This is a genomic window from Streptomyces sp. NBC_00287, from assembly GCF_036173105.1.
In the GTDB taxonomy this organism is placed as follows: domain Bacteria; phylum Actinomycetota; class Actinomycetes; order Streptomycetales; family Streptomycetaceae; genus Streptomyces.
The window spans coordinates 1,065,546-1,079,897 of record NZ_CP108053.1 but is presented as its reverse complement, the minus strand read 5'-3'; the positions used below and the strand labels follow the sequence as shown (position 1 = coordinate 1,079,897).

Annotated in this window: 16 protein-coding genes; 8 read left to right on the top strand and 8 right to left on the bottom strand. The window is 69.9% G+C overall.

The window, feature by feature from the left end; all coding sequences use genetic code 11:
- The first annotated feature begins 4 nt into the window (after positions 1-4).
- The gene (locus tag OHT76_RS05255) at positions 5-754 is read left to right on the top strand and encodes an IclR family transcriptional regulator (protein ID WP_328876456.1); all 750 of its coding nucleotides are present in this window, start codon (positions 5-7) and stop codon (positions 752-754) included.
- Here the strand turns inward: OHT76_RS05255 and OHT76_RS05250 are convergent.
- Positions 726-1,154: a VOC family protein gene (locus OHT76_RS05250; protein WP_328869561.1), complete on the bottom strand. Its 429-nt coding sequence runs from the start codon at positions 1,152-1,154 to the stop codon at positions 726-728. The two genes, OHT76_RS05255 and OHT76_RS05250, sit on opposite strands and share 29 nt — an antisense overlap.
- 200 nt (positions 1,155-1,354) lie before the next feature.
- Positions 1,355-2,089, bottom strand: a complete 735-nt coding sequence (locus OHT76_RS05245; protein ID WP_328869560.1) for a class I SAM-dependent methyltransferase — start codon at positions 2,087-2,089, stop codon at positions 1,355-1,357.
- A 91-nt stretch (positions 2,090-2,180) separates the two neighbouring features.
- Here OHT76_RS05245 and OHT76_RS05240 point away from each other — a divergent pair, with 91 nt between their 5' ends.
- Positions 2,181-3,023, top strand: a complete 843-nt coding sequence (locus OHT76_RS05240) for a maleylpyruvate isomerase family mycothiol-dependent enzyme (protein WP_328869559.1) — start codon at positions 2,181-2,183, stop codon at positions 3,021-3,023.
- Between the two features lie 47 nt (positions 3,024-3,070).
- Here the strand turns inward: OHT76_RS05240 and OHT76_RS05235 are convergent, their stop codons facing one another.
- A complete protein-coding gene (locus OHT76_RS05235; protein WP_328869558.1) occupies positions 3,071-3,964 on the bottom strand; it encodes an RNA polymerase sigma-70 factor in 894 nt (297 codons plus the stop codon).
- A gap of 182 nt (positions 3,965-4,146) precedes the next feature.
- Between OHT76_RS05235 and OHT76_RS05230 the strand changes: the two genes are divergently transcribed.
- Positions 4,147-4,632, top strand: a complete 486-nt coding sequence (locus OHT76_RS05230; protein ID WP_328869557.1) for a carboxymuconolactone decarboxylase family protein — start codon at positions 4,147-4,149, stop codon at positions 4,630-4,632.
- A 27-nt stretch (positions 4,633-4,659) separates the two neighbouring features.
- On the opposite strand, the gene OHT76_RS05225 is transcribed toward OHT76_RS05230, so the two are convergent.
- The 3 genes from OHT76_RS05225 to OHT76_RS05215 form a co-directional block, all read right to left on the bottom strand.
- Positions 4,660-6,141 (bottom strand): tripartite tricarboxylate transporter permease, encoded by a 1,482-nt coding sequence (locus OHT76_RS05225; protein WP_328869556.1) that lies wholly within the window; start codon positions 6,139-6,141, stop codon positions 4,660-4,662.
- 1 nt (position 6,142) lies between these two features.
- The gene (locus tag OHT76_RS05220; protein ID WP_443049717.1) at positions 6,143-6,682 is read right to left on the bottom strand and encodes a tripartite tricarboxylate transporter TctB family protein; all 540 of its coding nucleotides are present in this window, start codon (positions 6,680-6,682) and stop codon (positions 6,143-6,145) included.
- 122 nt (positions 6,683-6,804) lie between these two features.
- Positions 6,805-7,791, bottom strand: a complete 987-nt coding sequence (locus OHT76_RS05215; protein ID WP_328876455.1) for a Bug family tripartite tricarboxylate transporter substrate binding protein — start codon at positions 7,789-7,791, stop codon at positions 6,805-6,807.
- Positions 7,792-8,025: 234 nt separating this feature from the next.
- Between OHT76_RS05215 and OHT76_RS05210 the strand changes: the two genes are divergently transcribed.
- The 3 genes from OHT76_RS05210 to OHT76_RS05200 are packed head-to-tail and all read left to right on the top strand — an operon-like array spanning position 8,026 to position 11,325.
- Positions 8,026-9,606, top strand: a complete 1,581-nt coding sequence (locus OHT76_RS05210; RefSeq protein ID WP_328876454.1) for a sensor histidine kinase — start codon at positions 8,026-8,028, stop codon at positions 9,604-9,606.
- A complete protein-coding gene (locus OHT76_RS05205) occupies positions 9,603-10,376 on the top strand; it encodes a response regulator (RefSeq protein ID WP_328869554.1) in 774 nt (257 codons plus the stop codon). The genes OHT76_RS05210 and OHT76_RS05205 overlap by 4 nt, the downstream gene beginning before the upstream one ends.
- Positions 10,369-11,325 (top strand): GNAT family N-acetyltransferase, encoded by a 957-nt coding sequence (locus OHT76_RS05200; RefSeq protein WP_328869553.1) that lies wholly within the window; start codon positions 10,369-10,371, stop codon positions 11,323-11,325. Before OHT76_RS05205 ends, OHT76_RS05200 begins: the two co-directional genes overlap by 8 nt.
- On the opposite strand, the gene OHT76_RS05195 is transcribed toward OHT76_RS05200, so the two are convergent.
- Positions 11,300-11,686, bottom strand: coding sequence for a hypothetical protein (locus OHT76_RS05195; RefSeq protein WP_328869552.1), 387 nt, complete (start codon positions 11,684-11,686; stop codon positions 11,300-11,302). The two genes, OHT76_RS05200 and OHT76_RS05195, sit on opposite strands and share 26 nt — an antisense overlap.
- Before the next feature lie 78 nt (positions 11,687-11,764).
- Between OHT76_RS05195 and OHT76_RS05190 the strand changes: the two genes are divergently transcribed.
- Positions 11,765-12,418, top strand: a complete 654-nt coding sequence (locus tag OHT76_RS05190) for a maleylpyruvate isomerase N-terminal domain-containing protein (RefSeq protein WP_328869551.1) — start codon at positions 11,765-11,767, stop codon at positions 12,416-12,418.
- 184 nt (positions 12,419-12,602) lie between these two features.
- Positions 12,603-12,905 carry a DUF6355 family natural product biosynthesis protein gene (locus OHT76_RS05185; protein WP_328869550.1) on the top strand — a complete coding sequence of 101 codons (303 nt, stop codon included), beginning with the start codon at positions 12,603-12,605 and terminating at the stop codon, positions 12,903-12,905.
- Between the two features lie 56 nt (positions 12,906-12,961).
- On the opposite strand, the gene OHT76_RS05180 is transcribed toward OHT76_RS05185, so the two are convergent.
- Positions 12,962-14,140, bottom strand: a complete 1,179-nt coding sequence (locus tag OHT76_RS05180) for a hypothetical protein (RefSeq protein ID WP_328869549.1) — start codon at positions 14,138-14,140, stop codon at positions 12,962-12,964.
- Between the last annotated feature and the right edge of the window lie 212 nt (positions 14,141-14,352).

Here is a 14,352-nt window from a genome sequence, read left to right as displayed (position 1 = left end):
CAGCATGCTCGAGAAGGCTGCTTTGATCGTCGAGTGCTTCAGTCCGAGCGGTGGTTCATTCCGTCTGTCGGAACTTTCGGAGCGAGCCGGTCTACCGAAGCCGACGGTGCACCGGCTCGCGGCGGATCTGGTCCGGCTGGGATGGCTGGAACGGTCGGGCACCCGGTACCGGCTGGGCGCGAAGCTCTTCGAGCTGGGCTCGCTGGTCCCGCACCGGCTCGATCTGCGGGAGACGGCGCTGCCGTTTCTGCAGGACCTGTTCGAGGCGACCCGGGAGACCGTTCACCTCGGTATCCGTGAGGGCATGGAGGTCGTCTACCTCGAACGCATCCATGGCCATGAGGCACTCCGGCTGCCGTCCCGCATCGGCGGCAGTCTGCCGCTGAGCTGCACGGCTGTCGGCAAGGCCCTGCTCGCCCTCTCCGACGCCGAGTTGGTGGAGGAGGTGCTCTCCGAGGCGCTGCCGAGCCTGACGCCGTACTCGATCACCGACCCGGCGCGGCTGCGGACGGCCCTGGAGAAGATCCAGGTCTCGGGGCTCGCCTACGAGGAGCAGGAGGCGGCGATGGGGGTCAGCTGTATCGCGGCGCCCGTCTTCTCCGGCGGCACCGCGGTGGCGGCCCTCTCGGTGGCCGTACCGCGGGAGCGCTTCAGCCCCGCGCAGCTCGCCCCCGCAGTACGGACGGCGGCGCTGGGGCTGTCGCGAGTACTGCGGGGGAACGGGGCTACGGGCGGACGTACGGCCGGGTCATGATCTCCATGTTGTGTCCGTCCGGGTCGTCGAAGTAGGCGCCGCGTCCGCCGAACAGGCGGTTGATCTGCCCGGGTTCGGTGTGGCTGGGGTCGGCGTAGTAGGTGACCCCGACCGCCTTCAGACGGGCGATCATTGCGTCGAACTGCTCGTCGGGCACGAGGAAGGCGTAGTGCTGCGACTGGATCGGCTCGTCACGCATCTCGTAGTAGTCGAGCGTCACGCCGTTGCCGAGGTCGACGGGGAGGAAGGGCCCGAAGGGGGCGCCCACCTTCAGCCCCAGGATCGCGGCCAGGAACTCGGCGGACAGTTGGCGGTCGCGGGCGTAGACGGCGGTGTGGTTCAACTGGACGGAGGTCGTCGGCAGTTCGGGTGCGTGCGGGTGCTGCTGTTCGTTCGGCATGGGTGGTGTGTGTCTCCGGGTCTCGGTATCCGCTGGGAGGGGCGCCGTATGCGGGGCGCCGGCAGAGGGGCTCGGAGGGGAGGGCGGGGCTCTGGCCCGCCTCGCGCTCACGCCGAGGCCGGGAACCTCACTCGTGCGTGGCCCATGGCCGACCCGGCAGTCACGTGAACCACCTTAGTGCGTGGGGGTCCGGAAAAGTGTCAGCCTGCCTCTGGACGCCGTGCCACGAACACGAACTCCCGGCCCGGACGGTCCGGAGCGTCGCGGATGTCCTCGATGACATACCCCTGTCCGTTCAGGTCCGCCTCGACCTCCTCCCGCTCACGGAAACGCAACGTCGAATCGGACGTGAGTACTTGCCCGTCCGCGGTGAAGAGGTAGGTCCAGCGGAACGTCACCAGCGGCAAGCGTACGTCGGTCACCTCGACCCAACTCTCGACCGACCCGGTGCCGGGGATTTCCGTCACGACGTACGAGTCCTGCCGGTTCCACTCCTCCCAGCCGCGCCTGGCGGGATCCCGGGTCTCGAAGACGAGGCGCCCGCCCGGACGCAGGGACTCGTAGCCCGTCCGCAGGGTGCGCTGCCAGATCTCCGGGTCCACGATGGCCTGGGAGACGTTCCCCGTCATCGTCGTCAGATCAACTTGCAGAGGTGGCAGGGCGGTTGCGTCACCGCAGATCCAACGCACCTGCTCGCTCCCCGACTTGGCCTTGGCCACGTCGAGGGACGCGGCCGCGGGGTCGACCCCGACCACCTCGATACCCCGGTCGGCCAGGAGGAGGGCGAACACCCCTGTCCCGCAGCCGATGTCCAGCACGCGACGCGCCTTGAACTCCTCCGCCATGCGGACGTACGCGTCCAGGTCGCGGCGATCAGCGTCGAGTTGGTCGTAGATCGCGGCGAGCCGGGGCAGTCCGAAGCATTCGTCAGCCATGCAGGTGAAGGTATGCATCTGCCGCGCGCAGGCTCTACTGGGTTTCGCTCAAGCCCGGCAGGCCGTTGATCCCGGCTGACAGGCTGTGGCCATGAATGACGTGTCCTGGCTGGGTGAACCGATCGACGCCCGCCCGTTGTTCGGTTCGGAGCTGGAGGTGTTGCTCCGGACCCTGCGTGGGCTTCGGCCCGCCGAATGGCACAAGCCCGCACTCCCCGGCTGGACCGTGCACGACCTTGCCGCCCACATCCTCGGTGACCTCCAAGGCCGCCTGGGCGACAACCGAGGCGCCTTCCTCCCCGGAGAGACCCTCACGGCCTTCATCCACCGCACCAATCAGGAGTTCGTCGACCGCCACGCCACCGACGACCCGGCCTCACTCATCGACGCCCTGGAGTCGGCCGGGACCCAAGTCACCGAGCGGTTCGCCGCCGCCGAACTCGACGCGCCCGCCCTGGGTGTGTCATGGGCGGGAGTCGATCCGGCCCCGGCGTGGCTGGACATCGCCCGCGAGTTCACCGAGTACTGGACCCACCGACAGCAGATCCGCCATGCCGTCGGCCTCCCCACCGACCCCGACCCGCACGCACTCTCCACGGTCCTGGACACGTTCATACGAGCGCTGCCCCACACCCTGCGGCACACCACCGCACCGGTCGGCGCCCAGATCGAAGTGATCGCCGAGGGGGAGGGCGGCGGCAGATGGACCGCCACCGCCACCGCCACCGCCACTGCCAGCGCCAGGGCGGGTCGCTGGACGCTCGCCGCACCGCCCAGCGGCAGCCCGGCCGCCTCGGTGTTCCTGGACACCGAGACCGCCTGGCGCCTCTGCACCCGTGGCATCGATCCCGCCACAGCCCTCGGCCGAGCCCATATCCAGGGAGAACAGCGACTCGCCACAGCCGCGTGCCAGATCGTGTCCGTCGTCCACTGATCACGTTCCGCCCCGGCCTCAAATTGCTGCGCCCTGGCCGCCGGAGGTCAGCGCCGCAGCTCCGTCTCCCGCTCCATGCGCGCCAACTTCTCCGGGTTGCGCACCGCGTACAGCCCCGTGATGAGGCCCTCGTCGATGCGCAGCGCCAGCACCGTGTCGACCTCCCCGTCGAGCCGCAGGACCAGTGCCGGGGAGCCGTTGACCTGGGCCGGCTGAAGCGGGGCCGCGGAAGCCAGCCGCGACCCGGCCAGCAGCGCCGCCACGCTGTCCGCGCCCACGATCGGCGACAGCGCGGCCTGCGCGACCCCGCCGCCGTCCCCGAGGAAGACCACATCCGGCGCGAGAATGTCGAGCAGACCTTGCAAGTCACCTGTCTCGACCGCGCGTTGGAAAGCCCCGAGCGCGGCCCGGGTCTCGGCCGCCGAGACATCCCCGCGCGGGCGGCGCGCGCCGACATGTGACCGTGCCCGGTGGGCGATCTGCCGTACCGCCGCCGGGTTCTTGTCGACGGCCTCGGCGATCTCGTCGTAGTCGAGGGCGAACACCTCGCGCAGCACGAACACCGCCCGCTCGGTCGGCGTTAGCGTCTCCAGCACCAGCAGCATCGCCATCGAGACACTGTCCGCCAGCTCCACGTCCTCCGCCACGTCCGGCGCCGTCAGCAGCGGCTCCGGCAGCCAGGGTCCGACGTAGGTCTCCTTGCGGCGGTCGAGCGTGCGCAGCCGGATCAGCGCCTGGCGGGTGGCGATCCGTACCAGGTACGCACGCTGATTCTGTACGGCGTCCAGGTCGACGCCGGCCCAGCGCAGCCAGGTCTCCTGGAGCACGTCCTCCGCGTCGGCGGCCGAGCCGAGCATCTCGTAGGCCACGGTGAAGAGCAGGTTTCGATGGGCGACGAAGGCCCGCGTGGCGGGGTCGCCCGTCTGTGTGGTGCCTGCCATGCGTGGTCCCTCCGCACTCTCGACTGTGTCGCACACCGGACACCGGCCGACGGCGATCTGTGACATCCACAGGCTGTGCCGCTCGTCACTCGGGGGGAGCTGTCACAGGAACCGGGGCCTCGGCATCTCGTGATTGTCAGCGCGCCGCAACGGCGCACCGGTTCACGGATGAGGACCTAGCCATGGAACCCCGTTTCAACCTTCTCGCCAACGAGATCGGCTCCAAGATCGCCAAGCGGACCTACAGCGTCAGCCAGGTCATCGAGCAGTCGTCGCTGCCCAAGATCACCCAGGAGCTGGTCAGCCTGCGCGCCAGCCAGATCAACGGCTGCGGCTTCTGCGTCGACGTACACACCAAGGAAGCCGCCGCGGCCGGTGAGAGCACGGTCAAGCTCAGCCTGGTCGCCGCCTGGCGGCACGCCACCGTGTTCACCGAGGCCGAGCAGGCCGCGCTGGCGCTCGCCGAGGAGGGCACCCGGCTCGCCGACGCCCACCAGGGCGTGTCCGACGAGACCTGGGCACAGGTGCGCAAGCACTACGACGACGACCAGGTCGCCGCGCTGGTCGCCCTGGTCGCCATGATCAACGCCGCCAACCGGTTCGGCGTGATCCTGAACAACCAGGGCGGCTCCTACCAGCCCGGCGCGTTCACCAGCATGACGAACTGAACGGTGGGCGAACGCCGGGGCCTGAACTCAGGCCCCGGCGCGGAGCTTGCGCAGCAGCGGCCAGGCCAGGAGCACGGCCACCACCGCGTACACCGTCACCGAGAACGGCGTGTTGACCAGCCCGGACACACTGCCGTCGCTGATCTGCAGGGCGCGGCGCAGCTGTTGCTCGGCGTTGGGGCCGAGGATGACGCCGATGACGGCGGGCAGGACGGGCAGCCCGTAGCGCCGCATGCCGAACCCGATCAGGCCGATCACCAGCAGGATCACCAGGTCGATGACCTCACCGCCGACCGCATACGCGCCGACGGCCGCGAAGAACAGGATCCCCGCGTACAGATACGGCCGCGGGATGCGCAGCAGCTTCGCCCATACCGGCGCCAGCGGCAGGTTGAGGGCGAGGAGCAGCACCATGCCGACGAAGAGGGAGGCGATCAGGCCCCAGACCAGGTCGGGTTCGCGCTCGAACAGCAGGGGGCCCGGCTGGATGCCGTACTGCTGGAAGGCGGCCAGCATCACCGCGGCGACCGCGGTGGTCGGCAGGCCGAGGGTGAGCATGGAGACGAGGGTGCCCGCCGCCGAGGCCGAGGCCGCCGACTCCGGTCCGGCGACGCCCTCGATCGCGCCCTTGCCCCACTCGTCCTTGTGCTTGGACAGCCGCTTCTCGGTGACGTAGGAGAGGAAGGTGGGGATCTCCGCGCCGCCCGCCGGGATCGCGCCGAACGGGAAGCCGATGAACGGGCCGCGCGCCCACGACTTCCAGGTGCGCCGGACATCGTCCTTGCCCAGCCACGGACGCCCCACCGGGATCGCCTCACCCGGACTGCGCCGCAGATGCGCCGCCACCCACAGCGCCTCGCCGATCGCGAAGAGACCCACCGCCACGATCACCACGTCGATACCGTCGGCGAGTTGGAGCGAACCGAAGGTCAGCCGCTGCTGTCCCGTCATCTGGTCCAGGCCCACCAGGCCGAGGGTGAGGCCGATGAGCAGCGAGGCGAGACCCCTGATCCGCGACGAACCCAGCACCGACGTCACGGCGATGAACGCCAGCACCATGATGGCGAAGTAGTCCGGCGCGCCGATGTCCACGGCCAGGTCGGCAACCGTCGGCGCCAGCGCCACCAGCAGCAGCGTGCCGACCATGCCGCCCGCGAAGTGCCCGATGGCGGCGGCCGCGAGAGCCTGCGCGCCGCGCCCGGACTTGGCCATGGGGTTGCCCTCCATGGCCGCGACCACCGCCGCGCTCTCACCCGGGGTGTTGAGCAGGATGGAGGTGGTGGAGCCGCCGAACATCGCGCCGTAGTAGATGCCCGCGAACATGATGAACGCGCCGATCGGCTCGAGCCCGTACGTCACCGGCAGCAGCAGCGCCACCGCCATCGCGGGGCCGATGCCCGGCAGCACGCCGATCGCGGTGCCGAGCAGCACTCCGAGGGCCGCCCACAGGAGGTTGAGCGGGGTGAGGGCCGTACCGAAGCCGTCCATGAGGGAGTTGAGGGCGTTCATGTCACAGCGCTCCCATCAGCGGACCGCCGGGCAGCGGCACTCCGAGCAGGTTGTTGAAGACGACGTAGGTGAGGAGGGAGAGCACCGCCGCGATCAGCGGGTCGCGGTCGATACGGCGGCTGCCGAGGGCGAAGGCCGCGCCCCAGAAGAGCAGGGCGCCGGCCGCCGGGAAGCCCAGCGGTTCGATCAGCACGGCCGCGCCGAGGAACACCCCGGTGAGCAGCGCCACCGTGCGCCAGTCGGCGGGCTCGGACAGGTCGATGTCCTCGCCGGTCTCCGCCTGGCCCCGGCCGCCGCGCAGGACGTCCACGGCGAGCAGCGCCGCGATGACCAGCAGCCCGATACCGACGACGATCGGCACGGTCTTCGGACCGACCGGACCGCGCTGGGCGATGTCCACGTCCATGGTGAGCGCGTCGGTGAGTACCAGCACTCCGAGCGCCAACAGCAGGACGCACACACCGAGTTCGGAGAATTCACGCATCCAGTGGTAGAGTCGTCGACCGCGTAGCGAGAGCCAAGCACGCATGTCAGATCCCATAATTCGTAGCTTTGTCCGGGCTGGTCTCAACCCGGCTGGCGTTGATCGCGTAAGACTCGATCGTTCGCAGAGCGAGAGAGCAGCGTGAGCCAGGAATCCCCGTACTTCGTGGCGGAGAGGAGTCAAAGTCCCAGCTCCTTCAGCACCGAAACAACGCGCTTGTCCTGACTGGCGAGGAAGTCGCCGAATTTCTCGCCGGTCAGGAAGGCGTCCTCCCAGCCGTTCTGCTCCAGGGACTTCTGCCACTCGCGCGAGGCGTGCAGCTCCCGCACGAGCCGGGTGAGCTTGTCGCGCTCGGCCTCGGTCAGGCCGGGCGGGGCGACGATGCCGCGCCAGTTGGTGAAGCTCACGTCGTACCCGGACTCCTTCAGCGTCGGCGCGTCCTTCAGCTCGCCGACCCGCTCCGGACCGGTGACCGCGAGCACCCGCAGCTCACCCGCCTTGATCTGGTCCAGGTACTCGCCCACCCCCGACACCCCGAAGGCGACCTTGTTGCCGAGGATCGAGGCGAGCAGCTCACCACCGCCGTCGAAGGGGATGTAGTTGACCTCCTTCGGCGCGATCCCGGCCGCCCGCGCCATCAGCATCGGCGCCAGATGATCCGGCCCGCCGGGCGAGGACCCCCCGCCCACCGGCAGCTTTCCGGGATCGTCCTTCCAGGCCTCGATCAGCTCGTCGATCGTCTTGTACGGCGATTCCTTGGCGACGACCACGACGTCCTGCTCCTCGGTGAGCCGGGCGATGGGCGTGGTGTCGGCCAGGGTCTTGGGCGCGTGGTTGGAGCGGGCCGCGCCCACCACGCCGAGGCCCATGGACATCGCGAGCTTGCCGTTGCCGTGCTCGCTCACCAGCCGGGTGAGACCGACAGTGCCGCCCGCGCCCGGGAGGTTGAACACCTCGATGTTGTGGGTGAGTCCGGCGTCCTCGGCGTTCTTCGCAGCCGTACGGGCCGTGATGTCGTAACCTCCGCCGGGCGTGTTGGGGACCATGAGGCGCAGGCCCGGGATCTGGGTGCCGGTCTCGGAACCGCTGCCGGTGGTCAGCAGCGGCGGTCCCACGAGGACGAGCACGGCGGCCCCGAACAGGGCGAGGGGAGTGCGCAGGCGCACGAGTGCCACCACCTGTCGGTCGAGAGCGTGATGTGGGCCACAGCGTGCATGCGTGGCGTCGGCCTGTCTCGCTTGCGGAACCAACGGAGGTTTTGGTCTTTGTGTCAGCGGCGCACGTCTTTTCCCAGCCACGGGCCGAGGCGATGATGGGGCGACCCGGCACCCGGAATCACCAGGTCGGAGATTGAGTACGTCGTGGTCGCCCCCTTCCGCCGCCAGACCCTCGCGGGCGAGATGCTGCTCCTGCAGCTCGCCATCGTCGTGATGGTGCTGTTCGCGGTCGCCGCGGTCTCGCTCGCCCAGTCCGAGGCGACCTTCAACCGCGTGGAGGGCCGCCGGGTCGGCGCCCTGGCCGAACAACTCGCCGCAACTCCCCTTGTCCGCAGCCAGCTCACGCAGCCCGTGCCGCAGGAGGCGCTCGCCCCGCTGGTGAACTCCATGCAGACCCAGTCCGGGGTGACGTCCGTGACCATCGCCGACGCGGGCGGCCGGATCGTCAGCTCCACCAACCCCACCGTCATCGGCGACCGGTTGCCGCTCGGCGCGGGCGCGGCGGCGGGCCGCGGCTGGTCGGGACCGCTCACCCTGGACGGCAGCCGCGAACGCGTCGCCCAGGTCCCCGTCCTCGGCGCCGCCCGGGAGAACCTGGGCCGCCACCTCGGCACCGTGATGATCGGCGTGGCCGACCCGACGGTGTGGCAGCGCCTCAGCGGCGCCTCCTCCTATCTCCTCGCCTACCTCGGCATCGCCAGCGGCCTCGGCGTGGCCGGCTCCTGGCTGCTCGCCCGGCGCGTCAAACGCCAGACCCTCGGCCTGGAGCCACGCGAGATCGCGGGCCTCGCCGAACACCGCGAGGCGATGCTGTACGGCATCGCCGAGGGCGTCGTCGCGCTGGACCCGCAGCACCGGCTGACCCTCGTCAACGCGATGGGCCGCGGCCTGCTCGACCTGCCCGAGGACTGTGTGGGCCAGAGCCTCGCCCAACTCGGCATCGAGGGACGGCTGAGGGACGTCCTCGCCGGGACCGCGGACGACCGGCCCGACCAGGTCGTCGTCCGGCACGGCCGGGTCCTGGTGATGAACCGGATGACGGTCACCAAGGACGGCCGCGCGCTCGGCTCGGTCACCACCCTGCGCGACCGCACCGAATTCGCCCGTCTGGAACGGGAGATCGGCTCCTTCCGCTCTTCCACGGAACTGCTGCGCGCCCAGGCCCACGAGTTCGCCAACCAGCTGCACACCATCTCCGGGCTCATCCAGATCGGCGAACAGGACGAGGTGGTGCACTACATCCGCGCCTTGAGCCGCCATCGCCAGTCCCTGGACATCACCCTCAGCCGCCGTGTCCGCGACACCGCCGTGGCAGCCCTGCTGATGGCCAAGGCCTCCCTCGCCGCAGAGCGCCGGGTCGCCCTCCGGATCTCCGACGACACCGCGCTGGACCGGCTCACCCCGGAGGACGCCGCCGACGTGGCGACCGTGGTCGGCAACCTCGTCGACAACGCCGTGGACGCGGCCGCCCACGACGGCTGGGTCGAGGTCGAACTGCGCCAGGACGCCTCCAGCGTGGAGATCGTGGTCCGCGACTCCGGTCCCGGCGTGGCACCGGAACTCGCGCGGGAGGTCTTCTCCCACGGCTTCACCACCAAGGCCGCCCAGGAGGGCGAACGCGGTATGGGCCTGGCGCTGACCCGGCTCGTCTGCGAACGTCACGGCGGTGAGATCTCGGTGACCAACACCCCCGAGGGGGCCATGTTCACCGCGCGCATGACCGTCAGCCACCTCACCGACGCGGTGGCGGAAGGAGCGACATGACCGACGTACGGCACGAGATAGGCGTCCTCGTCGTGGACGACGACTTCATGGTGGCCCGTGTCCACCGTGCCTTCGTCGAACGCGTCCCGCCCTTCAAGGTCGTCGGCGTCGCCAGCACCGGCGCACAGGCCATCGCGGCGGTCGACGAACTCCGCCCCGACGTAGTGCTGTTGGACCTCTACCTCCCCGACATCTTCGGCCTCGACGTCATTCCCAGGCTCCGCACCGCCGGGCACGACTGCGACGTCATGGTCATCAGCGCGGCCCGGGAGGCCGACACGGTACGCGGCGCCGTCCGCCACGGCGTCGTCGACTATCTCCTCAAGCCGTTCGAGTTCCAGGACCTGCGACTGCGACTTGAGCGCTACGCCGACCAGCGCGGCCGACTACGAGGCGCCGTCGTCCGCAGCCAGGCCGACGTGGACCGGGTGCTGGCGGGCGCAGCGGCACCGGCGTCGGTGGCCGGCGCGCTGCCCAAGGGCATGAGCGTGGAGACCGCCGAGCTCATCGAACGCACCCTCCGCGACTGCCCCGGCACCCTCTCCGCCACCGAGTGCGCCGCCCTCACCGGCATCTCCCGCGTCAGCGCCCGCCGCTACCTGGAGCACTTCCACACCATCGGCCGCGCCGACGTCTCCCTCCGCTACGGCGCGACGGGACGGCCGGAGCGGCGGTACGGGCTCTGCGGGCGGGGGGAGGGCGTGGGCAGCGCTGCCGAAAATGGGTCGATGGCTTCGCGGAGCCCTGGCACAGTGGCGCACCATGGATGACTCCGAGCTCTTGACCGCTGCGGACGTACAGCTCATGCAAGCCCTGGCGCAGCGGGTCACCGCGGTCCGCCCCGACCTGGTCAACAGCGACGCGTCGTACGGAGAACTGGCCTGGAACTGGGGCAAGGGGCACGTCGGCAACGGCGAGAGCTGGCTGCGCCGACTGTGGTTCTCCGGTGACGAGTTGGTCGCGTGGGGCTGGGCCCAGCTGCCCCACCGGGTGCGGCGGAGCGACGGGTCGGTGAAGGACGTCGCCGGCGCCTATCTCGCGTATCAGGTCCATCCCGACCACCGTGAGCTGGTGGACGAGGTGATCGACTGGTTCGACGGTGTGACGGTCGGTGTCGAGCGTACGGTCGTGGCGCAGGCCGCCGACGAGTTCGCCCTGAAGCGCTGGGCGGCGTACGGCTATGAGACCGATCCGGCCTCGCTCGGCGACACCGGTTCCTGGACTCAGCTCAATGAGCGGGACCTCGATGACGTGGAACAGCCGGTGCTCCCCGACGGATTCCGCTTCCGCACCGCCGACGAGGCCGGACGGCAGGCCGTGGTCCAGGCCCATGTGGACGCCTGGGCTCCGTCACCGTATTCGGCGGAGGCCTACGAGGGTGTCCGGCGGACCCCGCCGTACCGCGGCGATCTGCACATCCTGGTAGAGGCGCCCGACGGAACCATGGCCGCGTCCACGATCATGTGGCTCGACGAGGCCAACAAGACCGCCGAATTCGAGCCGGTCGGAACGCATCCGGACTACCGGCGTCTCGGTCTCGGCAGGGCGATACTGCTGCACGGGATGCATCTGGCACGGGAGGCCGGGGCCCGTCACATGACGGTCGCCTGTCTGGGCGCACCGGGGCATCGCGCGGCGTGCGGGCTGTACTACAGCGTGGGGTTCCGTCGGTTCACCCACGACGTGCCGCTCATCAAGACCGTGGGCTGGGGCAGTTGACGGCGTCGAAGTAGGGCCAGCCGTCCACTTCCACGTTCTGCTCCCGTGGCCGCGTCTCCAGAACGGGCGCGGCCGCGTCGAGCAGGCGCCGGACCGTGCCCGGCTCATAGAGGTTGAGCCAGTCGCGGTCGGGGAGGCGTACGACCGTGCCCTGCTCGAAGGAACAGTTGGAGATGATCCTCTCCGGGCCCGGGGCGAAGACCAGGGACAGTCGGCGTCGAGCGCCCGGTTGCGGCTCCTCCGTGAACAGGGAGAGCGTCAACCGGCAGTCGGCGTAGTCGGGTTTCACCCGCTGCCGGACCGTCCAGTGCCACACAGTCCCGTCGACCACGAGGCGGCGGATGCGTCGGTCGTTGCCCATGGGGTCACCGTAGACCGTTGACCGGCCTGGACGGGAATGAGTTTGTCGGCCCTCCCTCCGCGGACCTACCGTCGAGCGGTGGATCTCTTCTCACGTTCATGGACGGCACTGCGCTCCGCTGTCGCCGACCTCCCCGACGAGGACTTCGAGCGGCCCTCCGGCTGCGCCGGCTGGCTGGTGCGGGACCTCGTGTGTCACCTGGTCATCGGCGCCCAGGACATCCTGATCACGCTGGTCACACCCGCCGACACCGAACCGACCGTGAACGCGGTCACCTACTGGCAGCTTGTCGAGCCCCCGACCGGCGAGGACCCGCTCGACGCGCTGATCCCTCGGCTGGCCGCGGCGTACGGCGAGCCGAAGTGGCTGAAGTTCCACTTCGACGACGTCGGCTCCGCCACCGGCCGCGCGGCCGAACTCGCCGACCCCGCCGCCCGCGTCAGCACCCGCGACGAGGTACTCACCGTCGGCGACTTCCTCCACGCCTACGTCCTCGAATGGACCCTGCACCACCTCGACCTGATCGCCCACCTCCCGTCCGCCCCGGAACCGCCGGCCGAGACCCTCGCGGCGACCCGCGAACTGCTGGAGAAGCTCGCGGGGACGCCGTTCCCGGCGGCCCTCTCCGACAAGGACGCCCTGCTGATCGGCACGGGCCGCCGTAAGCCGACGGACGCGGAGAAGGCCGCGTTGGGCGACTTCGCTCAACGGCTGCCGCTCGCGGTGGGCTGAGCAACAGCAGGGCCACCGCCTGATGCTGGCCGCAGGCGATCCGACGGACGTCAACCGGTCGGCGTAACGACAAATCGATCCGCCGGGTGAAGGAGGCCGCCACTTGATCAACTCGGGGGTGCGGAGCGGTGATCCTGGGTCGGCATTGATCAACGGATCGGCCGGGTCCGATCCCCTCAGCGGTATGGAGTTCCCCTTGCGTGTTCGTCGTTTCGTGACCGGCGCCCTCGGCAGCGCGGCCCTCGTCCTCTCCTCCTTCGGCGTGGTCACCACGGCCGCCGGTGCCGCCGCCGCCGACCCGTGCGGCTTCTACGAGACCGGCTCCGACGCCTTCTACCACCACTGCACCTCGGACGGCTCGAACATCGTCATCAAGGTCGAGGTCGCCTGGCAGGCCGACTACGAGCGGTGTGTCGGTCCCGGCAAGTCCTGGCTGGGCTCCGCAAGCAAGATCGAGGGCGCGTACTACACCGGCCGCACCTGCTGACGCAGCAAGACGAAGGGGCGGACGGGCCGAGCGGCTCGTCCGCCCCCTTCTTTGGTTCAGCAGATGGTCTGCCGGCTGTTCACCAGCGTGTTGTTCCGGAACGTGGTGTTGGTCCCGCACGGGTTCTCGTTGATCGCCGAGTTGGTGACCGTGAGGTTCTGGATGGTGATGTCGGAGTTGTTGGGGAACTCCGAACGGGCCGCGAGCCGGATCTCGCCGCCGCCGGTCACGCTGCCGCTCTGGGCGGCGATGTTCACGTTGTAGCAGTTCTCGATCAGGATCGAGTTGTTGCCCGTGTTGGAGAGGTTGACCCGGTCGATGACCGCGCCGCCGCTCTCGGACACGCAGAACACCCCGCGTCCGCCGCCGCGCGCGATCACCTCGCCCACGCGGATGTTGGTGGGGTACGAACTACCCACCCGGCCGTTGCGGTTGGCCATGCGGAAGGCCGCGTAGCCCGTGCCGGTGCCCGCGCCGTCGGCGTCGACCTTGGTGACGGTGGCGTTGATGGTCTGGTTCAGCAGCAGGCCTGACTCGCCCACATTGCGCGCGGTGACCGTACCGACGGTGAGGCCGTCGACGCCGTACGTCTCCACCGCGTGGCTGCTCGCCCCGGACACGTACACGTTGTCGATCCGGACGTTGCGTGTCCACTGGCTGGTGTCGCCGCGGTTGTCGATGCGGACGCCGAGGCCGGCCGACAGGCGCATGTCGATCTGGCCGAGCACGACGTTCTGGACGTTGCGCATGAAGACGCCGTAGAGCGGTGCGCCGGTGAGGTTGAGGTGCTGGACCTCGATGTCGCGGACGCCGCGGGCGTAGACCGGGGCCTGGTCGCCGGAGCCCGTTCCGGTGACGTTGATCGTGCCGCAGACGTCGAGGACGGTGTAGCTGGGCAGGGAGACCCGGGACCCGGCGCTGATCGATCCCGATCCGTGCACGACGACCCGCTCCTTCGAAGTGCGGCCCGCCGTCAGGCTGTTGACGGCGGCCTGCATCGCCGCGCGCATGTCCGTGCCGGTGTACACGACGGAACTGCCGCGGCGGGCGGTCCAGGTGCTGCCGCTGAGCACGGCCTCCGCCTGGTAGGCGCCCTCACCGCAGGCCGCGGCCAGACGCGGTGCGGCCGCGCTCGCGGGTTGGGTCAGTAATGCGGCGCCGGTGAGCAGGGCGGTGGCGCAGGCGGCGGTGACAACGGCACGCCTGCGGCGGCCTGTTGCGGCTCTGTGTTGCATCTCGGCTCCCGATTGAATCGATTCACACGCGGGGCGTGATATAGCAAGCGTTTTCTGTGATTGGCCCGCGAGTGTGCCAACCGCCCTCCCGGGCGTCAAGGGGTGTGGTCCATGAGCGGTACCGCTGATCGAGTGGTGACCGTGCGGGCTCGGGCGTACCGTCGAACGGTGGACCGACAGTGGACGCCGTCGTTCACTGACCCCTCGCGTGG

Coding starts and splice junctions, on each gene's coding strand:
- OHT76_RS05255 (WP_328876456.1), top strand. CDS start 5: ATGCTCGAGAAGGCTGCTTTGATCGTCGAGTGCTTCAGTCCGAGCGGT.
- OHT76_RS05250 (WP_328869561.1), bottom strand. CDS start 1,154: ATGCCGAACGAACAGCAGCACCCGCACGCACCCGAACTGCCGACGACC.
- OHT76_RS05245 (WP_328869560.1), bottom strand. CDS start 2,089: ATGGCTGACGAATGCTTCGGACTGCCCCGGCTCGCCGCGATCTACGAC.
- OHT76_RS05240 (WP_328869559.1), top strand. CDS start 2,181: ATGAATGACGTGTCCTGGCTGGGTGAACCGATCGACGCCCGCCCGTTG.
- OHT76_RS05235 (WP_328869558.1), bottom strand. CDS start 3,964: ATGGCAGGCACCACACAGACGGGCGACCCCGCCACGCGGGCCTTCGTC.
- OHT76_RS05230 (WP_328869557.1), top strand. CDS start 4,147: ATGGAACCCCGTTTCAACCTTCTCGCCAACGAGATCGGCTCCAAGATC.
- OHT76_RS05225 (WP_328869556.1), bottom strand. CDS start 6,141: ATGAACGCCCTCAACTCCCTCATGGACGGCTTCGGTACGGCCCTCACC.
- OHT76_RS05220 (WP_443049717.1), bottom strand. CDS start 6,682: ATGGGATCTGACATGCGTGCTTGGCTCTCGCTACGCGGTCGACGACTC.
- OHT76_RS05210 (WP_328876454.1), top strand. CDS start 8,026: ATGCTGCTCCTGCAGCTCGCCATCGTCGTGATGGTGCTGTTCGCGGTC.
- OHT76_RS05205 (WP_328869554.1), top strand. CDS start 9,603: ATGACCGACGTACGGCACGAGATAGGCGTCCTCGTCGTGGACGACGAC.
- OHT76_RS05200 (WP_328869553.1), top strand. CDS start 10,369: ATGGATGACTCCGAGCTCTTGACCGCTGCGGACGTACAGCTCATGCAA.
- OHT76_RS05195 (WP_328869552.1), bottom strand. CDS start 11,686: ATGGGCAACGACCGACGCATCCGCCGCCTCGTGGTCGACGGGACTGTG.
- OHT76_RS05185 (WP_328869550.1), top strand. CDS start 12,603: ATGGAGTTCCCCTTGCGTGTTCGTCGTTTCGTGACCGGCGCCCTCGGC.
- OHT76_RS05180 (WP_328869549.1), bottom strand. CDS start 14,140: ATGCAACACAGAGCCGCAACAGGCCGCCGCAGGCGTGCCGTTGTCACC.